This is a genomic window from Bacteroides salyersiae WAL 10018 = DSM 18765 = JCM 12988, assembly GCF_000381365.1.
Taxonomy (GTDB): Bacteria; Bacteroidota; Bacteroidia; order Bacteroidales; family Bacteroidaceae; genus Bacteroides; species Bacteroides salyersiae.
In genome coordinates this window covers 209,321-232,707 of sequence record NZ_KB905467.1, presented here as the reverse complement: position 1 = coordinate 232,707, position 23,387 = coordinate 209,321, and the positions used below count along the sequence as shown (strand labels likewise).

The 23,387-nt window shown below is 41.6% G+C and carries 22 protein-coding genes; 16 read left to right on the top strand and 6 right to left on the bottom strand.

The window, feature by feature from the left end:
* Positions 1 to 97 precede the first annotated feature (97 nt).
* The 6 genes from HMPREF1532_RS12215 (at position 98) to HMPREF1532_RS12190 (ending at position 7,320) form a co-directional block, all read left to right on the top strand.
* On the top strand, positions 98 to 1,291 hold the full coding sequence (locus HMPREF1532_RS12215; protein WP_005929830.1) for an MFS transporter: 1,194 nt from the start codon (positions 98 to 100) through the stop codon (positions 1,289 to 1,291).
* The gene (nth, locus tag HMPREF1532_RS12210; protein WP_005929828.1) at positions 1,288 to 1,935 is read left to right on the top strand and encodes an endonuclease III; all 648 of its coding nucleotides are present in this window, start codon (positions 1,288 to 1,290) and stop codon (positions 1,933 to 1,935) included. The genes HMPREF1532_RS12215 and nth overlap by 4 nt, the downstream gene beginning before the upstream one ends.
* 126 nt (positions 1,936 to 2,061) lie before the next feature.
* Complete coding sequence (locus tag HMPREF1532_RS12205; RefSeq protein WP_025819520.1) at positions 2,062 to 3,321, top strand: phosphoglycerate kinase; 1,260 nt, start codon at positions 2,062 to 2,064, stop codon at positions 3,319 to 3,321.
* A gap of 78 nt (positions 3,322 to 3,399) precedes the next feature.
* Positions 3,400 to 4,383, top strand: coding sequence for an ABC transporter substrate-binding protein (locus HMPREF1532_RS12200; protein WP_187373830.1), 984 nt, complete (start codon positions 3,400 to 3,402; stop codon positions 4,381 to 4,383).
* Between the two features lie 106 nt (positions 4,384 to 4,489).
* The gene (locus tag HMPREF1532_RS12195) at positions 4,490 to 6,694 is read left to right on the top strand and encodes a tetratricopeptide repeat protein (protein WP_005929822.1); all 2,205 of its coding nucleotides are present in this window, start codon (positions 4,490 to 4,492) and stop codon (positions 6,692 to 6,694) included.
* Positions 6,695 to 7,074: 380 nt separating this feature from the next.
* Positions 7,075 to 7,320 carry an RNA recognition motif domain-containing protein gene (locus tag HMPREF1532_RS12190; RefSeq protein WP_005929819.1) on the top strand — a complete coding sequence of 82 codons (246 nt, stop codon included), beginning with the start codon at positions 7,075 to 7,077 and terminating at the stop codon, positions 7,318 to 7,320.
* A gap of 76 nt (positions 7,321 to 7,396) precedes the next feature.
* On the opposite strand, the gene HMPREF1532_RS12185 is transcribed toward HMPREF1532_RS12190, so the two are convergent.
* The 5 genes from HMPREF1532_RS12185 to HMPREF1532_RS12165 form a co-directional block, all read right to left on the bottom strand.
* Positions 7,397 to 7,978: a Maf-like protein gene (locus HMPREF1532_RS12185; protein ID WP_005929816.1), complete on the bottom strand. Its 582-nt coding sequence runs from the start codon at positions 7,976 to 7,978 to the stop codon at positions 7,397 to 7,399.
* A gap of 65 nt (positions 7,979 to 8,043) precedes the next feature.
* Positions 8,044 to 8,565, bottom strand: a complete 522-nt coding sequence (locus HMPREF1532_RS12180) for a KdsC family phosphatase (RefSeq protein ID WP_005929813.1) — start codon at positions 8,563 to 8,565, stop codon at positions 8,044 to 8,046.
* A gap of 28 nt (positions 8,566 to 8,593) precedes the next feature.
* Positions 8,594 to 9,388 carry a Rossmann-like and DUF2520 domain-containing protein gene (locus tag HMPREF1532_RS12175; protein WP_005929811.1) on the bottom strand — a complete coding sequence of 265 codons (795 nt, stop codon included), beginning with the start codon at positions 9,386 to 9,388 and terminating at the stop codon, positions 8,594 to 8,596.
* Positions 9,385 to 9,720, bottom strand: a complete 336-nt coding sequence (locus HMPREF1532_RS12170) for a hypothetical protein (RefSeq protein WP_005929806.1) — start codon at positions 9,718 to 9,720, stop codon at positions 9,385 to 9,387. Before HMPREF1532_RS12170 ends, HMPREF1532_RS12175 begins: the two co-directional genes overlap by 4 nt.
* Before the next feature lie 2 nt (positions 9,721 to 9,722).
* A complete protein-coding gene (locus HMPREF1532_RS12165; protein ID WP_005929804.1) occupies positions 9,723 to 10,259 on the bottom strand; it encodes a nitroreductase family protein in 537 nt (178 codons plus the stop codon).
* A 434-nt stretch (positions 10,260 to 10,693) separates the two neighbouring features.
* Between HMPREF1532_RS12165 and HMPREF1532_RS21805 the strand changes: the two genes are divergently transcribed.
* On the top strand, positions 10,694 to 10,903 hold the full coding sequence (locus HMPREF1532_RS21805; RefSeq protein WP_005929802.1) for a hypothetical protein: 210 nt from the start codon (positions 10,694 to 10,696) through the stop codon (positions 10,901 to 10,903).
* On the opposite strand, the gene HMPREF1532_RS12160 is transcribed toward HMPREF1532_RS21805, so the two are convergent.
* Positions 10,863 to 11,405: a beta-class carbonic anhydrase gene (locus tag HMPREF1532_RS12160; RefSeq protein ID WP_005929799.1), complete on the bottom strand. Its 543-nt coding sequence runs from the start codon at positions 11,403 to 11,405 to the stop codon at positions 10,863 to 10,865. The two genes, HMPREF1532_RS21805 and HMPREF1532_RS12160, sit on opposite strands and share 41 nt — an antisense overlap.
* Positions 11,406 to 11,522: 117 nt before the next feature.
* Between HMPREF1532_RS12160 and HMPREF1532_RS12155 the strand changes: the two genes are divergently transcribed.
* The 9 genes from HMPREF1532_RS12155 to HMPREF1532_RS12115 all read left to right on the top strand — a co-directional run bounded on the left by HMPREF1532_RS12155 (position 11,523) and on the right by HMPREF1532_RS12115 (position 23,311).
* On the top strand, positions 11,523 to 12,509 hold the full coding sequence (locus HMPREF1532_RS12155) for a GNAT family N-acetyltransferase (protein ID WP_005929796.1): 987 nt from the start codon (positions 11,523 to 11,525) through the stop codon (positions 12,507 to 12,509).
* A gap of 76 nt (positions 12,510 to 12,585) precedes the next feature.
* The gene (locus HMPREF1532_RS12150) at positions 12,586 to 14,991 is read left to right on the top strand and encodes a TonB-dependent receptor (protein ID WP_005929793.1); all 2,406 of its coding nucleotides are present in this window, start codon (positions 12,586 to 12,588) and stop codon (positions 14,989 to 14,991) included.
* Positions 14,992 to 15,095: 104 nt separating this feature from the next.
* Positions 15,096 to 15,500: a methylmalonyl-CoA epimerase gene (gene mce / locus HMPREF1532_RS12145; protein ID WP_002561104.1), complete on the top strand. Its 405-nt coding sequence runs from the start codon at positions 15,096 to 15,098 to the stop codon at positions 15,498 to 15,500.
* A 131-nt stretch (positions 15,501 to 15,631) separates the two neighbouring features.
* Positions 15,632 to 17,185, top strand: a complete 1,554-nt coding sequence (locus HMPREF1532_RS12140; protein ID WP_005929789.1) for an acyl-CoA carboxylase subunit beta — start codon at positions 15,632 to 15,634, stop codon at positions 17,183 to 17,185.
* 20 nt (positions 17,186 to 17,205) lie between these two features.
* Positions 17,206 to 18,120, top strand: a complete 915-nt coding sequence (locus tag HMPREF1532_RS12135; protein ID WP_005929786.1) for an OadG family transporter subunit — start codon at positions 17,206 to 17,208, stop codon at positions 18,118 to 18,120.
* Between the two features lie 25 nt (positions 18,121 to 18,145).
* Positions 18,146 to 18,589: a biotin/lipoyl-containing protein gene (locus tag HMPREF1532_RS12130; protein WP_005929784.1), complete on the top strand. Its 444-nt coding sequence runs from the start codon at positions 18,146 to 18,148 to the stop codon at positions 18,587 to 18,589.
* A 2-nt stretch (positions 18,590 to 18,591) separates the two neighbouring features.
* Entirely contained in the window at positions 18,592 to 19,752 is a 1,161-nt protein-coding gene (locus HMPREF1532_RS12125) for a sodium ion-translocating decarboxylase subunit beta (RefSeq protein WP_005929780.1), read from the top strand.
* Positions 19,753 to 20,027: 275 nt separating this feature from the next.
* Complete coding sequence (locus HMPREF1532_RS12120) at positions 20,028 to 21,350, top strand: tetratricopeptide repeat protein (protein WP_005929779.1); 1,323 nt, start codon at positions 20,028 to 20,030, stop codon at positions 21,348 to 21,350.
* Between the two features lie 104 nt (positions 21,351 to 21,454).
* On the top strand, positions 21,455 to 23,311 hold the full coding sequence (locus HMPREF1532_RS12115; RefSeq protein ID WP_005929776.1) for a glycoside hydrolase family 13 protein: 1,857 nt from the start codon (positions 21,455 to 21,457) through the stop codon (positions 23,309 to 23,311).
* Positions 23,312 to 23,387: the final 76 nt, after the last annotated feature.

Sequence of the window (23,387 nt, the reverse complement as noted above, 5' to 3'; positions counted from 1 at the left end):
CGCTATCATGCTACATAGTAATTTTCAACTTTCAACTCTCAACTCTCAACTAAAGAAAAGCTTTCAACTTTCAACTAACAAATAAGGCTTTCAACTTATGAAGGATCGGCTTGTCACCCGCGATTACTGTCTCATATTGGCAGCAAATTTCCTTTTGTATTTTGCCTTTTACCTGATACTACCGATTTTACCTTTTTACCTAACCGAAATATTCCATACGGGAAATGCCGCTGTGGGAATTATCCTCTCGTGCTATACCGTAGCCTCACTTTGTATCCGTCCATTCTCCGGTTACCTGTTAGATACATTGGCACGAAAACCTCTCTATCTGATAGCCTACTTTGTTTTCATCTCGATATTTGCCGGATATATGCTGGCGGGAGTATTGACATTATTCGTCCTGTTGAGAATAGCACACGGGCTGGCATTCGGTATGGTAACAGTAGCCGGAAATACGATTGTAATCGACATTACCCCATCCTCACGACGCGGAGAAGCAGTAGGATATTATGGACTGATGAATAATACAGCGATGAGCTTCGGACCGATGACAGGGTTATTCATGCATGATTCCTATTCTTTTGAAACAATTTTCCTTTGTTCTTTCATCTCCGGTGTCTTGGGATTTATTGCCGCCTGTTTGGTAAAGACACCTCCTAAACAGCCGGTAAAACGAGAACCTTTATCACTCGACCGTTTCGTATTGATAAAAGGTATACCTGCCGGCATCGCTTTATTGCTGTTATCCATCCCCTATGGCATGACAAGCACCTATGTGGCCATGTATGCCAAAGAGATAGGAATCAGCCTGAGTTCAGGATTGTTTTTCACCTTCATGGCCGTAGGCATGGCAGTATCCCGTATGTTCTCCGGCAGACAGGTAGATAAAGGCCGAATCACGCAGGTCATTATGCTTGGATTATATCTGGTATCTGTCTGTTTCTTTCTTTTAGCCGGTTGTGACGAACTGATGAAGATGAGTCCGGAACTAACTGAAGTGCTTTTTTTCATGATCGCTTTATTATTAGGAGTAGGGTTCGGCACCATGTTTCCGGCATTCAACACTCTGTTTGTCAATCTGGCTCCCAACAACCAACGCGGTACGGCCACTTCCACCTATCTAACTTCCTGGGATGTAGGAATCGGTATCGGGTTGATGGCCGGCGGTTATATCGCTCAACTAACCTCTTTTGATATGGCCTATTTATTTGGCGCCTGCCTCACAGTAGTTTCTATTTTCTATTTCAAATTAAGGGTAGCTCCCCACTATCATAAAAACAAATTACGATGAGAAAGAAAGAACGTTATGAAAAAGTAATCAACTGGTTTCAGGAAAATGTGCCTGTGGCCGAAACGGAACTACATTACAATGATCCGTTCGAACTGCTGATAGCCGTTATCCTTTCTGCACAATGTACAGACAAGCGGGTCAATATGATCACTCCGGCATTGTACCACGACTTTCCTACCCCGGAAGCATTGGCAGCAAGTAGCCCGGAAGTCATATTCGAATATATCCGAAGCGTCTCTTATCCGAATAATAAAGCCAAACACCTGGTAGGCATGGCACAAATGCTGGTGAAAGATTTTAATAGTAAAGTACCCGATACGCTGGAAGAATTAATCAAACTGCCTGGTGTAGGACGTAAAACGGCCAATGTCATTCAATCCGTCGTATTTAATAAAGCTGCAATGGCAGTAGATACGCATGTATTCCGCGTAAGCCATCGCATCGGGTTAGTAGATGACACACATACCACACCTTTCAGCGTAGAAAAAGAATTAGTGAAATATATTCCGAAAAAATTAATTCCGATAGCACACCACTGGCTTATTCTGCACGGACGCTACATTTGCCAAGCCCGTACTCCAAAATGTGACAACTGTGGTTTGCAATTAATGTGTAAATATTTTCAAGAAGCCAAAATTAAGTAGCAAATAGTCAGAATTATAGCCAAATGACTATTAAATTCTAATTACCGACTACTATATTCTAAAAAATAAATAGTAACTTTGCGGTCAATCCCAAAAAGAATACTAACACTTTTAAATAAATAGAGTATTATGACAATTGACAAATTTAACTTTGCTGGTAAAAAGGCATTCGTTCGCGTTGACTTCAACGTACCCTTGGACGAAAATTTCAACATTACAGATGACACACGTATCCGTGCCGCCCTTCCTACTCTGAAGAAAATTCTGTCAGACGGTGGTAGTGTAATTATCGGTTCTCACTTGGGACGTCCGAAAGGCGTTGCCGATAAATTCTCTCTGAAACACATCGTTAAGCATGTATCAGAATTGCTGGGCGTAGAAGTTCAATTCGCCAACGACTGTATGGGTGAAGAGGCTGCCGTTAAAGCTGCTGCTCTGCAACCGGGTGAAGCATTATTGCTTGAAAATCTTCGTTTCTATGCTGAAGAAGAAGGCAAACCGAGAGGTTTGGCAGAAGATGCGACAGATGAGGAAAAAGCCGCCGCTAAGAAAGCCGTAAAAGAAAGCCAGAAAGAATTCACCAAGAAATTGGCTTCTTACGCTGATTGCTATGTGAACGATGCATTTGGTACAGCTCACCGTGCACATGCTTCTACAGCTTTGATCGCCAAACACTTTGATAAAGACCATAAGATGTTCGGTTATCTGATGGAAAAAGAGGTAAAAGCTGTCGATAAAATATTGAATGATATCCAACGTCCGTTTACTGCTATCATGGGTGGTTCGAAGGTTTCTTCCAAAATAGAAATTATCGAAAACCTGCTGAACAAGGTTGATAACCTGATTATCACCGGCGGTATGACTTATACGTTTACAAAGGCTCAAGGCGGTCATATCGGTTTATCTATCGTAGAAGATGATAAATTGGATCTGGCTTTGGAACTGATGAAAAAAGCAAAAGAAAAAGGTGTCAACTTAGTATTGGCTGTCGATGCCAAAATTGCAGACTCTTTCTCTAACGATGCTAACACGAAGTTCTGTGCCGTAAATGAAATCCCTGACGGATGGGAAGGTCTTGACATCGGCCCGAAATCAGAAGAAATGTTTGCAGAAGTTATCAAGAATTCCAAAACAATCCTTTGGAACGGTCCTACAGGAGTATTCGAATTCGAAAACTTCACTCACGGCTCACGCACAGTAGGCGAAGCCATTGTTGAAGCAACCAAGAACGGTGCTTTCTCACTCGTTGGCGGTGGTGACTCTGTAGCTTGTGTCAACAAGTTCGGATTGGCTAATGGCGTATCATACGTTTCTACCGGTGGCGGTGCATTACTTGAAGCAATCGAAGGAAAAGTTCTTCCGGGTATTGCTGCTATCGAAGAATAATCCTCAAAGCACATCTTTGACGCGATAAAAAGGCAGCTCTTTTAATCAGAAAGGGTTGCCTTTCTTTTCATATAAACAATGAGAAATCCATTATTATTACTCAGTATGCTTGCTTTTTTCATTTCCGCTTGCAATAGCAGAAACGAAAAAGCAATCGCCATGCCGGTCGAGCTCCATCCCCTTTCTTTGGGAGTAATGCCCACAATGGATGGCTTTCCCTTTATTGTAGCCCAGAAATCGGGTATTTATGATTCATTAGGATTAAAAGTAAATCTTGTACAGTTCAATTCACCCTACGACCGGGATGCCGCCCTCCTTACCGGAAAGATCGACGGCGCCATAACCGACTACCCCAGCATCGCATTGCTGCAAGTACATCATCCGGGAGTTTCCGTTATCATGGCAACTCAGGGTTATTTCTGCTTCATTACAAACAGGCAAAACCCTATAAATCAATTTGATGAATTAAAAGAAAAAAATATCGCCATCTCTCGTGGCACGGTGATCGATTACGCTACTGACTTACTTTGCGAGAAATATGGAATAAAATCCGGGGAAATAAACAAACCGGAGATTGCACAGATACCACTACGTCTCAACATGCTGCAATACGGGCAGATTGAAGCCACTTTCCTACCCGATCCTTTTGCCACCATAGCAATGAAAAACGGAAACAAATCATTGATAAGCACCCGGGAACTGAACATCCACCTTACCGGAACTGCTTTCACCGAAATTGCTCTCAAAGAGAAAAGAAAAGAAATTACCGCATTGATCAAAGGATATAATCTGGGAATCAAGCACATACAAGCATGTTCACCAAAAGAACTGAACCTCTTATTGACCGAAGCTGCCGGAATACCCGATTATATAGCTAAACTTATCTTATTACCGTCTTATACTCCGGCCAAACGCCCGGACGAACAAGACATTCGCCAAACGATAAAATGGCTAAGAAATAAAAATAAAATCCCCGACAACTATCAAGGGGAGAATCTGGTAGATACTACTTTTCTTCCCCGGACAATGAACACTTCCGCCAACAGACACGCCAAACGGTAATCTCACCCAAAGCTCACAAACACTTTATAATAAATATTAAAAGACCGCCCTTTTGGCATCATTTTTGTTCTACTATATAGAATAACAGTACAAATACCTTGAAATTATGAATGAACGAGCTATCAATGAGCAATATAAATACATCGTAGAATTAATCGAACAGAAACGGTTAAAGGAAGCACTAACACAATTAGAGTCTTTCCTTTGGCAATGCCCCGACTGGGAGCTTCGTAACCGCTTGGAGCAGTTACAAACCTCCTATAACTTTATGCTGCAATACATGAAACAAGGTATAGCCGATCCCGAACGGAAGAAATTGTACATAAAACTACTAAGTGACACATTGGAGATTGCCGACCAGGCACACCTGCTACAACTCGATGATATCTCCACACGCTATTACCATGACGTCCGCAAAAAACGCACCCAGGATCTGGCAGCCTATAACACCAATGTATTGATGCACGTACTGGAATCATTCAACGACGATTTGGCAGTCAGCGGATTATTGTCGGACAGCAACATAGATGCCGTATTGAAGCGACACGAAGATACCCAGAAATTCATGTTCCTGCAAACATGGTCCAACAGCTACTGGACAACCGAAGATGAAGCCGACGCACAAGGCATGCTGAAATCTGAATTAATTCCGGTAAATGATTTATGCCTGTTTACAAGTGCCGTAATGTTAAGCCTAATGGAATGTTTTGACCTGCGTAAATTAATGTGGCTATTGGATGCGTACCAACATGGCAACGTATATGTCAGTCAACGGGCATTAATAGGCATTGTTTTCGCGCTCCATATCCACGCCCACCGTCTGGATTTATATCCGGAAATTGCCAATCGCCTGAAGCTTCTCAATGAAGAAAATTCATTCGATGAAGATCTTGTACGTATATACCGTCAACTCCTGTTGTGTCAAGAAACGGAAAAGATAGATAAAAAAATGCGGGAAGAGATTATTCCGGAAATGCTGAAAAATGTGTCTTCCATGCGCAATATGAAATTCGGCTTTGAAGAATCGGACGAAGAAAAAGACGATCGTAACCCGGATTGGGAAAACGTTTTCGAACATTCGGCATTAGGTGATAAGCTTCGTGAAATGAACGAATTGCAAATGGAAGGAGCGGATGTATATATGAGCACCTTTGCCCCCTTGAAGAACTTTCCTTTCTTCAAAGAGCCGCATAACTGGTTTTATCCTTTTGACAAACAGCAGTCGGATGTTATTAAAACAATGAGAAAAGACGGCCATCAGAAAAATACAATGATGGATCTGCTCCTACAGTCGGGATTCTTCTGTAGCAGCGACAAATATTCGCTTTTCTTCACTATGCTGCAATTTCCCCAATCACAGCGAGACATGATATTCAGCCAGCTCACCGAGCAACAGGCCGAAGAATTTGCCGAACAGTCAAAGGCTGAAACATTAAAAAAGTTCTCAGAACGCCCTACTACCGTCAGCAATCAATACCTGCACGACTTGTATCGTTTTTTCAAACTAAATACCAGAAGAAATGAGTTCAGGGATATCTTTAAAGAGAAAATAGAATTACACAAGATATCCATTCTAAAAGATATCCTGTATCAGGAAGGCACATTGGCCACAATAGCCGACTACCATTTAAAAAAGGAGCATTGGGCGGAAACTACCGAGCTTTATAAAGAGATAGAACGGATGAACGGTCCACTAAGTACACAAGCCGAATTCTACCAGAAATTGGGATATGCTTTTCAAAAACAAAAAAGACTGGATGAAGCTCTTGAGGCTTATCAAAAGGCAGACACCATCAAACCGGATAATATATGGACCAATCGCCACCTGGCCATTTGCTACCGCCTCGCACGCAACTTCAGCAAAGCATTAGAGTATTATCGGAAAGCAGAAGAAACTACTCCCGAGAACCATAGCATCGTATTCCACATAGGCAGTTGCCTGGCCGAACTGCAGCAATATGAGGAAGCTTTGAACTACTTCTTCAAACTCGATTTTATGGAAAGCGACTGTATCAAAGCATGGCGGGGAATTGCCTGGTGTTCATTTGTTATCGGAAAACATGAACAGGCAACAAACTATTATAATAAGGTTATAGATAAAAAGCCACTTCCAATGGATTATCTCAACGCCGGACACGTGGAATGGGTATCGGGTGATATTGAAAAAGCAGTCAGTTTTTATAGCCGGTCTAAGGAAATGAGCGGAACCAAAGATATCTTTTTAGAAATGTTCAATAAAGACAGAAACTATCTCATCCAAAAAGGAATTGCAGAAGACGACATTCCATTAATGTTGGATTTACTATATTAAAGCCAAGCTATACATCAAAGTCATAAGGGTTACCGTTCTTTAAAGCCTGTTTAAATTTTGCTCAGTATTATTTTGAGAGGAAAATTTAAACAGGCTTATTATCTTTTGAACATTCGGTAGCCTTTATTTATTTTATCATAAGCAATCTGTTAATTTACGACCTTTATTCACAAAAAAGGATATTATTATGATAAAAAGAATAGATATATAATGCAGTTCCAATAAAAATGTGTTTCTTTGTAGCATGAAACAATAAGAGGTTTATAACGATTTGCTTTCACATATGTATCTCCTCAGTTATCTACATTGAGTATTTCCATTCTGATCACCTTTTCTCAAAACTTTTTTATTGCATTATTAATTTTTTTATATTTACATTTATGAATATGTATGTTGGAAACCTTAGCTATAATGTTAAGGAATCAGATTTGAGACAAGTAATGGAAGAGTATGGAACAGTAGAATCTGTAAAGATCATCACTGATCGTGAGACAAGAAGATCAAAAGGTTTCGCTTTTATCGAAATGCCGGAAACATCAGAAGCTAAAAACGCTATCTCTGAATTAAACGGTGCAGAATATGCAGGCCGTCCGATGGTAGTGAAAGAAGCATTACCCAGAAATTAAAATACAATTCTGATAATAAAAAAGGATATTGCTAAGCGATATCCTTTTTTATTATTTATAACATCCATTAAAAAAATCAGAGCTTAATCAATTCTCTGTACAACTTCTGTACCGGTAGCCCCATCACATTATAATAACTACCCGAAATCGATTCTACTCCGATAAAGCCAATCCACTCTTGTACTCCATAAGCACCGGCTTTATCCATTGGAGAATACTTATCGACATAATAGACAATTTCCTCTTCTGACAATACAGCAAATGTCACATCCGTTGTGACCGTAAAACTATTTTGCCACCCTTTTGTTGTCAAACAAACCCCTGTAATCACCTGATGAGAAGCACCGGAAAGTTTACGCAACATACGTATTGCATCTTCCCTATCCTTCGGTTTACCAAGTACTTCTCCATTCATCCATACGATAGTATCAGCCGTGATAAGCAGTTCATCCGGTTCAATCATAGATTGATAGGCCTCCGCTTTTTCACGAGAGATATAAGCCGGTATTTCCTCCCCCTGCAATGTATCCGGATAGGATTCATCAACATCGGGAAGTGTCTTTACCACATAATCGACTCCCAAACCAGACATTAACTCTTTTCTACGGGGAGAATTAGAAGCGAGTACAATATTGAATTTCTTTAAATTATCAAGCATAATCTCATCGTGTACCAATTATCGGTACATCCCTCTTTTTAATTATTAATTTTCTAATCGTCCCCCTACCATCCGAAAGCATCATCGGACATCCATTTACCATGCACTTTCAGCACTTGTTCAACCACATCACGCCCGCAACCATAACCACCGGCAGCATGAGAAATGTATTTGACAACAGCCTTTACTTCAGGAGCAGCGTCTTTAGGACAACACGGCAAACCACATTCCCGCAACACTTCAATATCGGGTATATCATCTCCCATATACAATATCTCCTCATCCGAAAGGCCGTATTTCTCACGAAAATCACGATAATCATGTATCTTCACGGCAGAGCCCATATACAAATCGGTTATTCCAAGTGCAGAAAAGCGGATACGAACGGCTTCCGTCCGGCCACCTGTAATAATGGCAACGTGTAATCCCTGCTTTACAGCCAGTTGAAGCGCATAACCATCCTTTATGTTCACCGTACGCATCGGCTCTCCCGAAATATGTAAGGGAATCATATCAGCGCTCAAAACTCCATCCACATCAAAAGCCAGAGCCTTTATCTTTTTAAGATCATAGTTGATTGTACTCACTAGAAAATAGATTTTACAATTAAACAATTTATGATTTACGATTGAAAATACTGCGGCTGATCAACTCATAAAGCCGTTGCATTTCAACATCGTCCGAAAGCATACCGAGATGATTGTTGATAACATTCTCATCATACCGTATGGCTGGTCCTGTCTGGGCGGCTTTGGGTTTCAATTCATGGACTTTACGGGCCGTTTCATCAATCAAAGGCAACATGACATCAAACGGAAGATGATATTTTTCCAACAAATCAGCCGCCAAAGCATACATATGATTGGTAAAGTTACAAGTGAAAACAGCCGCCAGATGAAGACTTTTACGCTGTTCGGAGTCTGCTTCATAAACGCGCTCGGACAAAGTAGCGGCAACCGCTTTCAAGAGTTCCGTATCTTCGGGTGTGGATGCTTCGATAAAGAAAGGAATTTCCCGGAAATCGACTTCACGCTGCTTACTGAACGTCTGCATAGGATAGAATACGCCATAATGTTCCGCATACCCTTCCCAGACACTCATCGGAAGACTCCCGGCAGTATGTACCAGCAAAGATTCCTTTCTTTTTCCGGCCACAATATCAGGTAGCAGTTCTGTAAAAGCAGAATCTTTCAACGACACAATATAAAGGCGAGCATACGGATTTATATCTCCCAGATCGGTAGTGAATTCCGCTTCCACTTTTTCAGCCAGGTTACGGGCAGATTCTTCCGTGCGACTGTATATCTGCACAATGCGAAAGCCCTTGCGATATAAAGCTTTCGCTAAGTTTGTCGCCAGGTTTCCGGCACCGATAAATACAATTGGGGTGTCTTCTATACTTCTTTTCATCGTGTTGAAATCAAATATAATATTCCGCCGATTATCAATAATGCCAAAGGCAGCAGATAAGCAGACATAGTGCCTAACAACGCCACTATCAGGCCGATATTCATCACAAGCCAAAGCCCTATCAGCACAAGTCCGACGGATTTATCATGTTTGAGAAACAAAAAAATAACCGCTGTATAAAGCAAGAAATTATCTTTATTCATCACCCAAGGCAATCCAATGGCAGAAAAATGTATCAGTTTATCTACGAGATAAAGTACTCCTATCACAATCAAGGTGACGGCGGTTGCTTTATAAGTATCCCTGTTATTGTTAGCTTTGGCAGCACCCACGGTTATTTCCCTCCGAATTTATTGATATGAATTTTTTCCCATTGCAGATGGTCCTCGTTGAAAGGCTTGCGTTCCATACCTTTATGCCCAATGGCGATGATGGAAAGAACCTGAAGTTGCAAAGGAATATCCAAGACTTCACGTACAAATTCATCCGAAGGCATACCATTGGCAGCCTGACGTTCACGAACCTGCACCCAGCAACTACCCAATCCTAAATCTTCCGCCTGGAGCTGAATCAGAATGGAAGCGATCGAAGCATCTTCAATCCAGACATCGCTTGCCAACGGATCAGCGGTAACAACTATAGCCAATGCAGCATCGGCAATAAACGAAGAAGCCTGCTCTTTACAATGTGCCAATTGCTTTAATATCTCTTTATCATCCACGGCAATAAACTGCCAACTATTGCTACGCTTGGAAGTAGGCGACATCAAAGCAGCCTTCAACAAAGTTACCACCTGCTCCTGAGAAAGTTCTTCCTCCGTAAATTTCCGCATACTACGGCGGTTCTTTATCAATTCACTAAAATTTTCCATACTATTTCTGCTTTCTATAATTCTTAATAAAAGCAAGTGCAAAGATACATATAAAAACTGAAAGAAAGCACAGGATCAAGAAAGAGACTCTTGCCAAATACAGCAATAATAATAACATATCACCACCATTTCATCCTTCTTCAACACATCCGCTATTTTCTCTATATCTCCCTATTAATGAATAATACAAGGTGGAGCAATACTCTTATCCATTATATCAATATAAAAAGCCACTAAATATAGTACTCAAAGAAGCAAGATCCTATATTAACCACAAGACATAGTATAAGGACCTTCACCCCGTATCACCAATAAATAAAACGATTCAAAAAGGTGAAAAGGTGCGAAAGGTGTAAATTAGAACGCATTCCTCTTCAAATCGTATCACATCTCATTTTTTATCATTACCTTTGTATTGACAAAAAACAATCGTTATGAAAAAGCGAATAACACAAGACGATTACATTAAAGTGAATCGGAAAGCCAGCCGCGAGGCGGAAATAGAGAGACACGGTCACCCTATTTGTTACAAACGGGTGCACCAGTCAAAAAAAGTATATAACCGTAAAAAGATAAAGGCAGGCGATAAGGCTCTGCCTTTTTTTATACAACCTGCGTTAGTTCTCCGGTCAGTGAGTCGATAATAAAACCATGAACATGTACATCTGACGGTATCAAAGGATGATGTATAATAGAATCAACAGTTTCACTTACCGACTTCCGCGTATCATCGAAACCACCGAGCCAGGAATCAAAATCAACACCACAGAAGCGTATCATCTCAATCAGATCTTCCCGGATACCACGAGTTTTCATTCGTTCAAGAATCTCATTGCTATCCATGTGATGAGCCCCGCAATCAGAATGGGCGATAACCATAATATCTTCTACACCAAGCTCGTATATAGCAACCAACAAACTACGGATCACACTGCCGAAAGGATGGGAAATAACGGCACCGGCATTTTTTATTATCTTTGCATCGCCATTTCTGAGACCCAGAGCGGCAGGAAGTAATTCTGTCAAACGGGTATCCATACAGGAAAGAATGGCAAGCTTCTTATCGGGATATTTATTGGTTATATATTTTTCGTATCCCTTGCTCTCTACAAACTGCTTGTTAAAAGCAATAATTTCTTCTACCATATTCTTATTCGACATCTAAATGTTATGACAAATGTAGCAAACATCTATCACATGTTGCAACAAAACAATCCCTTTTCTTGTTGAAAAGATAAATAAAAGATGTAAATTTGCCACAAGATGCCCCTAAAGCTTACTACATATTACCGCGGGAGCGAAATTCCCGACTTGCCGGGAAAAAATACATTTCACTCCAAGGAGTTGTTTCTGATCTATGAAGCAACCCCGGGATATAAGCCTGTATTCATCGTAGCAACAGAAAACGGCAAACCCATCGCCCGGTTACTGGCCGGCATCCGTACCAATAAAAAGCTCTTTCCTCCTTCTATCGTCCGCCGTTGTGAAGTATACGGTACGGGAGAATACCTCTCGGATGAAGATACTGACAAGGAAACCATATTCGGCGAAATGTTGGAGCACCTCACCACAGAAGTTTTACGAGACTCTTTTATGATCGAATTCCGTAATCTCGACAATGCATTATTCGGATATAAATATTTTCGTGCCAACGGATATTTTCCCATCAACTGGCTACGGGTACGTAACTCCTTGCATAGCCAGCATTCGGTAGAAGAGCGTATCAGCCCCTCACGTATCCGACAGATAAAAAAGGGACTCAAAAACGGAGCAAAAGTAGAAGAAGCACACTCGATAGAAGAAATTGAGGAATTCTCGCGTATGCTGTACAAAATATATTCATCACACATCCGCAAACATTTTCCAAATATCGAGTTCTTCTATCACATGGAAAAAAGACTGATAAGTAGCGAACAGGGAAAAATATTCATCGTACGCTATAAGGACAAGATCATCGGCGGTTCGTCCTGCATTTATTCGGGAGACAACGCCTACTTATGGTTTTCGGGAGGAATGCGAAAAACATATGCACTGCAATACCCCGGTATATTGGCCGTATGGATGGCCTTGAAAGATGCATACGAACGCGGATTCCGGCATTTGGAATTTATGGATGTAGGTTTACCCTTCAGAAAACATGGGTATCGTGACTTTGTTCTTCGTTTCGGTGGAAAACAGAGTAGTACACGTCGTTGGTTCCGTTTCCGATGGACATGGCTGAATAATTTATTTACCAAGATATACGTTTAAGACGATTTTTTCGTTATTACTCAATAAGCGATACTTTCCCATACGGAAAAGTACGCCAAGTGATGATAATAAGGATATGAACAATCGTCTCTCAATTATATACCTGCTTTTACTGTTTACCTTTCCCGCTTTGGCACAACAAGTCAAAATCGGAGGCATCATTACAGACGATAACGGAGAACCGATCGAACTGGCTACCGTACGCATAGAGGGAACGGCCATCGGTACGGTCAGCAATCTAAAAGGTAAATACTCGCTCAAGTTTACTTCCAGAGACACGGTAACAGTGATATATTCCATGATCGGATATAACACGCGGAAACGCACTTTAGTAAATCCACAGGGAAATATCAGCATAAACATGATGTTGCCGGCATTAGGATACGAACTCGACCAGGTAACGATTACCGAAAGTCGCCGGCAAACCAACACCGTGCAACAAATAGACATGAAAGCAAACAAGTGGATGCCGGATGCTTCGGGGGGAAATATAGAATCGATCATTGCCACACAAGCCGGAGTAAGTTCAAACAATGAACTTAGTTCACAATACAATGTTCGTGGAGGAAGTTTCGACGAAAATATGGTATACGTCAATGGTATAGAGGTTTACCGCCCGTTATTGGTCCGTTCCGGTCAGCAGGAAGGATTGAGCTTTATCAATCCGGATATGGTAGAAAACGTTGGATTTTCTTCCGGTGGATACGAAGCGAAATATGGAGATAAAATGTCATCCGTACTGGATATTACATATAAAAAGCCGGAACATTTCGAAGCAACAGGGGCTTTCAGCCTGTTAGGAGTTTCGGCATACATAGGTTTCGGCACTAAGAAATTCTCGTGGATCAACAGCGTACGATACAAAAGCAACCGCTATCTATTGGGAACACTGGATACGAAAGGAGAATACGATCCGCAATTCATCGACTATCAGACATACTTAAACTGGCGTCCCAATAAACGCTGGGAAATAGGATTCATCGGAAATATCTCAGAAAATAAATACATCTTCCAACCGGAAGACCGTAACACGCGATTCGGCACAATGGCTTCGGTACGTGAATTCAAGGTTTATTTTGACGGTCAGGAAAGAGATGTATTCCGCACATTCTTCGGTGCAGCCAATGCCACATACAAATTCAACGAAAACAATAGCTTGACTTTTCAGGCCTCTGCATTTCATACAAAAGAGCAGGAAACCTATGACATTACCGGGCAATATTGGCTCAACGAATTAGATGCTTCCGAAGAGGATACGGACACAGATACAGGTGAAACAATCGGTGTGGGTACCTATATGGAGCATGCCCGCAACTACCTCAACGCAGATGTACAAAGCTACTCGCTCACAGGACAACACCGCATCCAACGCCATGCTATTCAATGGGGACTGGAATTAAAAGCAGAGCGTATTAAAGAAAAACTACGTGAATGGGAAATGCGCGACTCAGCCGGATATTCATTACCACAAGTACCGAATGGTCCGGAATTGATTTACAGTTTATCATCCAAAAACGACATCAACAGTAACCGTTTATCCATATACGCACAAGACAGTTACAAATTCCAATCCGGTGCAGGCCTGTTCACGCTTACAGCCGGACTGCGTGGAAGCTACTGGAGCTGGAATAAAGAATTCATTGTAAGTCCGAGGGCTTCTCTGGCGCTGATTCCGAATTTCAATGAAAAATTCACATTCCGCGTAGCAACGGGGCTCTATTACCAAGCTCCTTTTTATAAGGAGTTTCGTGATACCACAATGGTAGACGGAGTCGCAAGCGTATCACTCAATAAAAACATCAAATCGCAACGTTCCATACACTTTGTTATCGGAAGTGATTACAGCTTCCGGGCAGTGGGACGTCCTTTCAAGTTTACAGCCGAAGTATATTATAAAGCACTGGGCAACCTTATTCCATACAATGTAGACAACGTCCGTATCAGTTATTACGGACGCAACATGGCAAGCGGTTATGCCACAGGACTCGACATGAAACTATTCGGGGAATTCGTGCCGGGAACCGATTCCTGGCTCACTTTCTCCGTAATGAAAACCGAAGAAAAAATAAACGGCAAGTGGCTCCCCCGCCCTACCGACCAACGCTATAACCTGTCACTCTATTTTACAGATTACTTTCCCAAAAGTACCAAATGGAAACTAAATCTCAAAGCGACTTTAGCGGGTGGATTGCCCTTCGGCCCGCCTCATAGCGGACGAGAAGAAGCGGTATACCGCACCCCCTCCTATCGCCGTGTAGACATCGGTATGTCACGTGTTTTAATTGATAATACGGATAAGCACAAAACCGGATTCGGGCGCAATATTCGCAGCATGTGGTTGGGACTGGATGTTTTCAATTTGCTTAATATCAGCAATGTTAACTCCTATTATTGGGTAACTGATGTGCACAATAATCAGTTTGCAGTACCCAATTACCTTACATCTCGTCAAATCAATGTCAGACTGCTGATCGACTTTTGAAATTAAATGCGGAAATATTTCTCTATTAACGAAGAATTGATTTTCTTTGTAGTGGTTTAATAGTAACCAGAACTAAAATTAATGCCAAAATAAAGAAGACAGTCATGAAGATTTCACACATTGAACACTTGGGTATTGCTGTAAAAAGCATCGAAGAAGCCCTTCCGTATTACGAAAATGTATTAGGTCTGAAATGTTACAACATCGAAACAGTGGAAGACCAGAAAGTAAGAACCGCTTTCCTGAAAGTAGGCGAAACAAAAATTGAACTGTTAGAACCCACCTGCCCCGAAAGTACCATCGCCAAATTTATTGAGAACAAAGGCGCGGGCGTTCATCACGTGGCATTCGCCGTAGAAGACGGTGTAGCTAATGCACTTGCAGAAGCAGAAAGCAAAGAAATCCGCCTTATCGACAAAGCTCCGCGCAAAGGTGCGGAAGGACTTAATATCGCTTTCCTCCATCCTAAATCAACTTTGGGTGTATTGACAGAACTTTGCGAACACTAAAATCATTGACGATTGGGTGATTTATAATTTACGATTGAAATTACTTTTGCTATTTTATAAAAGTAATCCCAATCGTAAACCGTAAACCGGCTAATCGTAAATTCTATAAATCCTTTAAAACAAAAAGACACATGAGTAACCAGCTTGAAAAAGTAAAAGAGCTTATTGAACTTCGTGCTCAGGCTCGTTTAGGTGGCGGCGAAAAGGCTATTGAAAAACAACACGCCAAAGGCAAATACACCGCCCGTGAGCGTATTGCACAACTGCTTGACGAAGGTAGTTTCGAAGAATTGGACATGTTTGTACAGCACAGATGTACCAACTTCGGTCAGGATAAAAAGCACTTCCTCGGTGATGGTGTCGTAACCGGTTATGGTACGATCGAAGGAAGATTAGTATATGTTTTCGCACAAGATTTCACTGTATTCGGTGGATCATTGTCGGAAACCATGGCACAGAAGATTTGTAAAGTAATGGATATGGCCATGAAGATGGGTGCTCCGGTTATCGGCATCAATGATTCGGGTGGTGCCCGTATCCAGGAAGGTATCAATGCATTGGCCGGTTATGCTGAGATTTTCCAGCGCAACATCATGGCATCCGGCGTTATTCCCCAGATTTCGGGAATCTTCGGTCCATGTGCCGGTGGTGCCGTTTATTCTCCCGCATTGACAGACTTTACATTGATGACCGAAGGTACATCTTATATGTTCCTTACCGGTCCGAAAGTAGTAAAGACCGTAACAGGCGAAGACGTATCCCAAGAAGATCTGGGCGGTGCAAGCGTTCATGCAAGTAAATCAGGTGTTACTCACTTTACTGCTGCAACAGGTGAAGAAGGATTGGCAATTATCCGTCACCTGCTCAGTTTCATTCCACAAAACAACCTCGAAGAAGCTCCACTGGTAAATTGTACAGACCCTATCGACCGTATGGATGATCTGTTGAACGAAATAATTCCTGACAGCCCCAACAAACCATACGACATGTATGAAGTAATCGGTGCCATCATCGATAACGGAGAATTCCTCGAAGTACAGAAAGACTATGCAAAGAATATCATCATCGGTTTTGCCCGTATGAACGGACAATCCGTAGGTGTGGTTGCCAACCAGCCTAAATATCTGGCCGGTGTACTCGATAGCAATGCATCACGTAAAGGTGCCCGTTTCGTTCGCTTCTGCGATGCATTCAATATCCCTTTGGTTACATTGGTAGACGTACCGGGATTCCTTCCGGGAACAGGCCAAGAATATAATGGGGTCATCTTACACGGTGCTAAACTGCTGTACGCTTATGGTGAAGCCACCGTACCTAAAGTAACGGTTACATTGCGCAAATCTTATGGTGGTTCTCACATCGTAATGAGCTGTAAGCAGCTTCGTGGTGATATGAACTATGCATGGCCGACGGCTGAAATCGCTGTAATGGGCGGTGCAGGTGCCGTAGAAGTATTGTACGCCAAAGAAGCTAAAGAACAGGAAAATCCTGCTCAATTCCTGGCAGACAAAGAAGCTGAATATACCAAACTGTTTGCTAATCCGTATAATGCTGCAAAATATGGCTACATCGATGATGTTATCGAACCGAGAAATACCCGTTTCCGCATTATCCGTGCGTTACAGCAGTTGCAGACTAAGAAATTAACAAACCCTGCCAAAAAGCATGGTAATATTCCATTGTAACAAATTAAATACAGATTGTTATGAATAAAAAAAGAATTGGGATATTTATCACGTTAGTGGCAGTAGTTTGCTTAGGGCTGAATGCACAAAGAGCGACAAGCTTGAAAATCAATGAAGTACTGGTTACCAATGAGCAGAACTATCAAGATGATTACGGCTTGCATAATGCTTGGATAGAAATATTCAACACCTCTTTTGCTTCGGTAAATATCGAAGGCTGCTATCTGACGAACGATAAAGACAATCCAACCAAATATCCGATTCCTAAAGGAGATGTACTGACGTTGATAAAACCCCGCCAGCATATCTTGTTCTGGGCAGACGGAATGCCGAATCGCGGTACGTTTCACGTAAGCTTCACACTGGATCCAAGCAAAGAGAACTACATTGCCTTGTACGATTCGAACGGTAAGACACTTATTGACGAAATTACAGTACCTGCCGGAATGCTTGCCGATCAGTCTTATGCACGAGAAGAGGATGGAAGTGCAAATTGGGTGATTAAAGGTGGAGGAGAACATAGCTATGTAACTCCAAGTACCAATAATATGACATTAGATAAGAATGAAAAAATAGAAAATTTCAAAAAACACGATGCAGACGGCTTCGGCATGGCAGTTATAGCAATGTCAGTTGTATTTATCGGTTTAATATTATTGTATGTTTCATTCAAAATAGTAGGTAATATCGCTGTAAAATTAGGTAAGAGAAATGCAATGAAAGCTATAGGGATTACAGATAAGGTAGAAGCCAAAGAAAAGAATCTGGGGAGTCACTCTGGCGAAGAAGCCGCCGCTATTGCAATGGCTCTGCACGAGTTTATGAACGATGCACACGATGTTGAAGATATGATTTTAACTATCAACAAAGTGAAGCGTACTTACTCACCTTGGAGTTCCAAAATTTACACTTTGCGTCAGACACCGAAAAGATAATTATTAACTCTAATAAATTGAAGCAATGAAACAGTATAAATATAAAATCAACGGAAACCTCTACAATGTTACAGTAAACGATCCGGAAGAGAATATCGTAAACGTTGAAGTAAACGGTACTCCTTACAAAGTAGAGCTTGACAAACCCGTAAAAGCCACTATCACTCCCAAACCGGTAACCCGTCCTGCCGCCGCTCCGAAAACAGATAACGGTGCCCCGGTTGTACAACGACCAGTTGGTGGAACTACCGGAAAAAAAGACGGTGTAAAATCTCCACTGCCCGGAGTTATTCTCGACATCAGGGTGAAGGAAGGCGATACCGTGAAAAAAGGACAAACCGTAATTATCCTTGAAGCAATGAAAATGGAAAACAATATCAATGCACACAAGGATGGAAAAATTTCAGAAATCAAAGTTAAACAAGGAGATTCTGTATTGGAAGGTACAGACCTCGTAATCATTGAATAATTATGGGAGATTTCTTATCATTTTTGGGGAATAACCTTATTGATTTCTGGGGATATACGGGTTTTGCCAATGCAACCCCGGGACATCTTATCATGCTGGTAGTCGGACTCTTTTTTATCTATCTGGCAGTAGCCAAAGAGTTTGAACCAATGCTCCTCATCCCTATCGGTTTTGGTATTCTCATCGGTAATATTCCTTTCAATATGGAAGCCGGTCTAAAAATCGGTATCTATGAAGAGGGTTCTGTATTGAATATACTTTACCAAGGAGTAACCTCCGGTTGGTATCCGCCGCTTATATTCTTAGGTATTGGAGCCATGACAGACTTCTCGGCATTGATATCCAATCCAAAACTAATGTTAATCGGGGCTGCTGCTCAGTTCGGTATTTTCGGTGCTTACATCATCGCTCTTCTAATGGGCTTTGAGCCTAACCAAGCGGGTGCTATCGGTATTATCGGTGGTGCTGACGGCCCAACGGCTATCTTCCTTTCATCCAAACTGGCTCCAAACCTGATGGGTGCTATTGCTGTATCAGCCTATTCATACATGGCATTGGTTCCTGTTATACAACCGCCCATTATGCGTCTGCTGACCACCAAAAAAGAGCGTGTAATCCGTATGAAACCACCAAGAACCGTATCCCATACAGAAAAAGTTATTTTCCCAATTGTAGGTTTACTGCTTACAACATTCCTTGTACCTTCAGGTCTGCCTCTGCTTGGTATGCTGTTTTTCGGTAACTTACTGAAAGAAAGTGGTGTGACACGTCGTTTAGCCAACACAGCCAGTGGACCATTGATCGATACCATCACTATTTTATTAGGACTGACGGTAGGCGCTTCTACACAAGCATCTGAATTCCTAACTTGGAGTTCTGTACAAATCTTTATCTTAGGTGCTCTTTCATTCATCATTGCTACCACTGCGGGAGTATTATTTGTGAAAATATTCAATCTCTTCCTTAAGAAAGATAACAAGATCAACCCTCTGATCGGTAATGCTGGTGTATCCGCTGTTCCCGACTCAGCACGTATTTCACAGGTTGTGGGTTTGGAATATGATCCGACCAATTATCTGCTGATGCATGCCATGGGTCCGAATGTAGCAGGGGTTATCGGTTCAGCGGTTGCTGCCGGTATCTTACTGGGCTTCCTTATGTAAAAAAGTGAGTATTATAAATTAAGAAAAGGGCATGTGTCAAAACTCCCCTTTTATCGAAATCACCCTCGCTACACCTGTGGCGAGAGTGATTTTTAGTTTATGAGAGTTTCGACACCCTCTTTTGGTATATCATCATCTATCACGAAACATCGCATTGAACTCTCAATTGCGTAACATTTACGTTAATCTATCTAAAAGGTTCTACGAGAATTTCGTAAAAGTAATCTTTTTGTTAACTTGCACTCAATAATAAAAACACAACAACCCTATACACCATGAAACAGCTTATCCTTTTTTTACTTCTCGGTACCTGCAATACATTATTTGCACAGCACACGAAGCTAATTCAAGAAGCAATGAACAACTATGATTACGAAAAGGCAATCATGCTGATTGACAAAGAACAGCCGACTACCGAACTACTGTTTCAAAAGGGAAAAGCACTCAAATCATTGGGTCGCAATGCAGAAGCACTCCATACCTTTCGGCAGATCATAGCCGGTGACAGCCTAAACCAACGGGCTTTCATCGAAGCAGCCGAATGTTGCAAGCAATCGGCTAAATACCAGGATGCACTGAAATATTATCAAAAAGCAATAGATATTCATCCGGACAATAAATATGTACGCATTCAATACATTAGCCTGTTATGCAATCTTCAACAATATGAAGAAGCATTCGGAGAAAGCAGTGTACTGGCAGAAACAGACAGTTCGGCAGTAATATTACACCTGCAAGCACAAAGTTTGGAAGGAAGGACAGGTTTTCTGGATGCTGCTTTGGGATGCTATCATGTCATTCAAGACAAATATCCCGACGACTATCTGGCAGCCGCCAAATTAGGACAAATTTACAACGCGATGCAATTCTACGAATACGCCATCGAAGCAACAGAAAAATATCGTGAAGCCGATACCACCAACGTTGTGGTAAACCGCCAAAATGCACAGGCATATTGCCTCTCGGGAGATTACCCTATGGCAATCAAGCGATATGAATATCTGGTAGGACAACGGGACAGTTCATTTCATACATACTATTATTTAGGAGTAAGTTACTATGCCACTGAAAAATTTTATGAGGCGCACGACATGCTCGAGATAGCCCGCAAATATGATCCCGAAAATGTAAACCTGCTCTATTATCTGGGACGTGCCTGTGCAAAGACATCCTGGAAAAAACAAGGAATCGAATATTTAGAAACTGCCATTGATTTGAGTCTGCCCAAAGACAGTGCGATGACGCGTCTCTACAAAGGCTTGCGCGATTGTTGCAGGTTAGGAAGAGAACCGGCCAAAGCCATACAAGCAGCAAAAGACCAATACAAATACGATAAGACCAACCATAAACTTCTTTATGACATTGCCATCGACTATCTTTTCATGAAAGACAACAAGAATGCAACGCATTATCTGGAAGCGTTTTTAAAAACACGTCCCAAAGACACCAAAGAGACAGCCATAGAGATAAATAAAAAAGGGGAAGTAGAGGTCAATATGGAATATTATTACCGGTCGGCTATGGAAACTTTAAAGAAACTGAAACAGAAAGCGAAAGAAGAAGATTTCTTTAAAAACGGTACTTTATCCAAGGAATGAAAACGTTTGCATAAATATATAAGGAATACACGAAAAGAAAGAAAAGGACATCTCGATAAATTGTCCTATATTAGCACCGTTAAAATCTATAACACGCTAATATCATGAAGAAATTCTTTTTTATCTTAGGTTCTTTTCTACTGTCTCTTAGTACTTATGCAGCTATGAATGTGAACAAAATCGACCCGCCTTTTTGGTATGCCGGCATGAAGAATCCGGAACTCCAATTAATGATTTACGGCGAAGGTATCGGTAACGCTTCCGTTTCCGTAAACTATCCCGGAATCTCACTCAGTAGTACAGTGAAGTTGGAAAGCAATAATTATCTGCTCGTTTATCTTCATCTGGATAAAGATGTGAAACCCGGCAAATTTCCGCTTACCTTTACCATCGGCAAGAAGAAACTGGTGAAAGAATATGAACTGAAAGCCCGTAATAAGAAAGGTTGTGAACACAAAGGTTTCGATGCTTCCGACGCCCTTTATCTGCTCATGCCGGATCGTTTTGCAAATGGCAATCCGGAAAATGACAACATCGACGGTATGTCTCCGTATAAGGTAGACCGCAATGATCCGAATGCCCGTCATGGAGGTGACTTGGCAGGTATTGAGCAAAATTTGGATTATTTCGAGGATCTGGGTGTTACGGCTCTCTGGTTCACTCCGGTTTTGGAAAACAACATGGAAGGCGGTTCTTATCACGGCTATGCCACTACGGATTATTACAAAGTAGATCCCCGCTTCGGTACGAACGAAGAATATCGCCAATTGATAGCCAAATCTCACGACCGGGGCATCAAGATCGTAATGGATATGATTTTTAACCACTGCGGAGTAGAACACCCTTGGATCAAAGACATGCCCTCAAAAGATTTCTTCAACAACCCCGACCACGAGAAGAATTTTGTGCAGACCTCCTTCAAACTGACCCCTCACGTGGATCCTTATGCTTCCAAATATGATTTTGACCAGATGAACGACGGCTGGTTCGTAACGGTAATGCCCGATTTAAATCAAAAGAATCCGCATGTCTACAAATATTTAGTACAAAACAGTTTCTGGTGGATTGAATATGCCGATATCGATGGTATCCGCATGGACACTTATCCGTATGCAGACTACGATGCCATGAGTAACTGGATGAAAGAATTGAATGAGGAATATCCCAATTACAATACTGTTGGAGAAACCTGGGTAACAGAACCGGCTTATACAGCCTGGTGGCAGAAAGACTCAAAGCTATCTGCCCCTTTAAACAGTAACCTGAAAACCGTAATGGATTTCAGCTTCTTCGATAAGATTAATACCGCCAAGAATGAACAAACGGAAACCTGGTTCAAAGGATTGGACCGTGTATACAACAACTTTGTTTATGATTTCTTATATCCCGATCCAACTTCGGTGTTGGCATTTATCGAAAACCATGATACAGACCGCTTTTTAGGTGAAGGCGACAATCTCCCTATGTTGAAACAGGCCTCTACCCTATTACTGACTACCCGCCGCATTCCACAATTATATTACGGCACAGAAATCATGATGAATGGCGTGAAGAGTAAGAGTGACGGTTATGTACGTAAGGACTTCCCCGGTGGTTGGAGTGCCGACAAAGCGAATGCACTGACAGCCGCAGGACGCACTAAATTACAAAATGAATGTTACAACTTCTATAAAACATTGTTGAATTGGCGCAAAGGAAACGAAGTAATTGCCAAAGGTAATATGACGCAATTCATGGTGCAACATGGAGTATATGCATATGCCCGCCAATACAACGGCAAAACTGTATTTGTAATGTTAAATGGTACGGATGAAGCAACGACCCTACCACTAAAATACTATAAAGAGATACTAAAAGATCATGCCCAAGGAAAGGATATTCTAACCGGAAGAATCATTAATCTGGACGGTGAACTGACGATGTCTCCAAGAGAATCTTTGGTGATTGAAATATTTCCATAGAGAAATAACACCAAGAATGATTAATTAATATACATAAAAGAGGAAAAAGAGAGACACTGCTTGTCTCTCTTTTTTT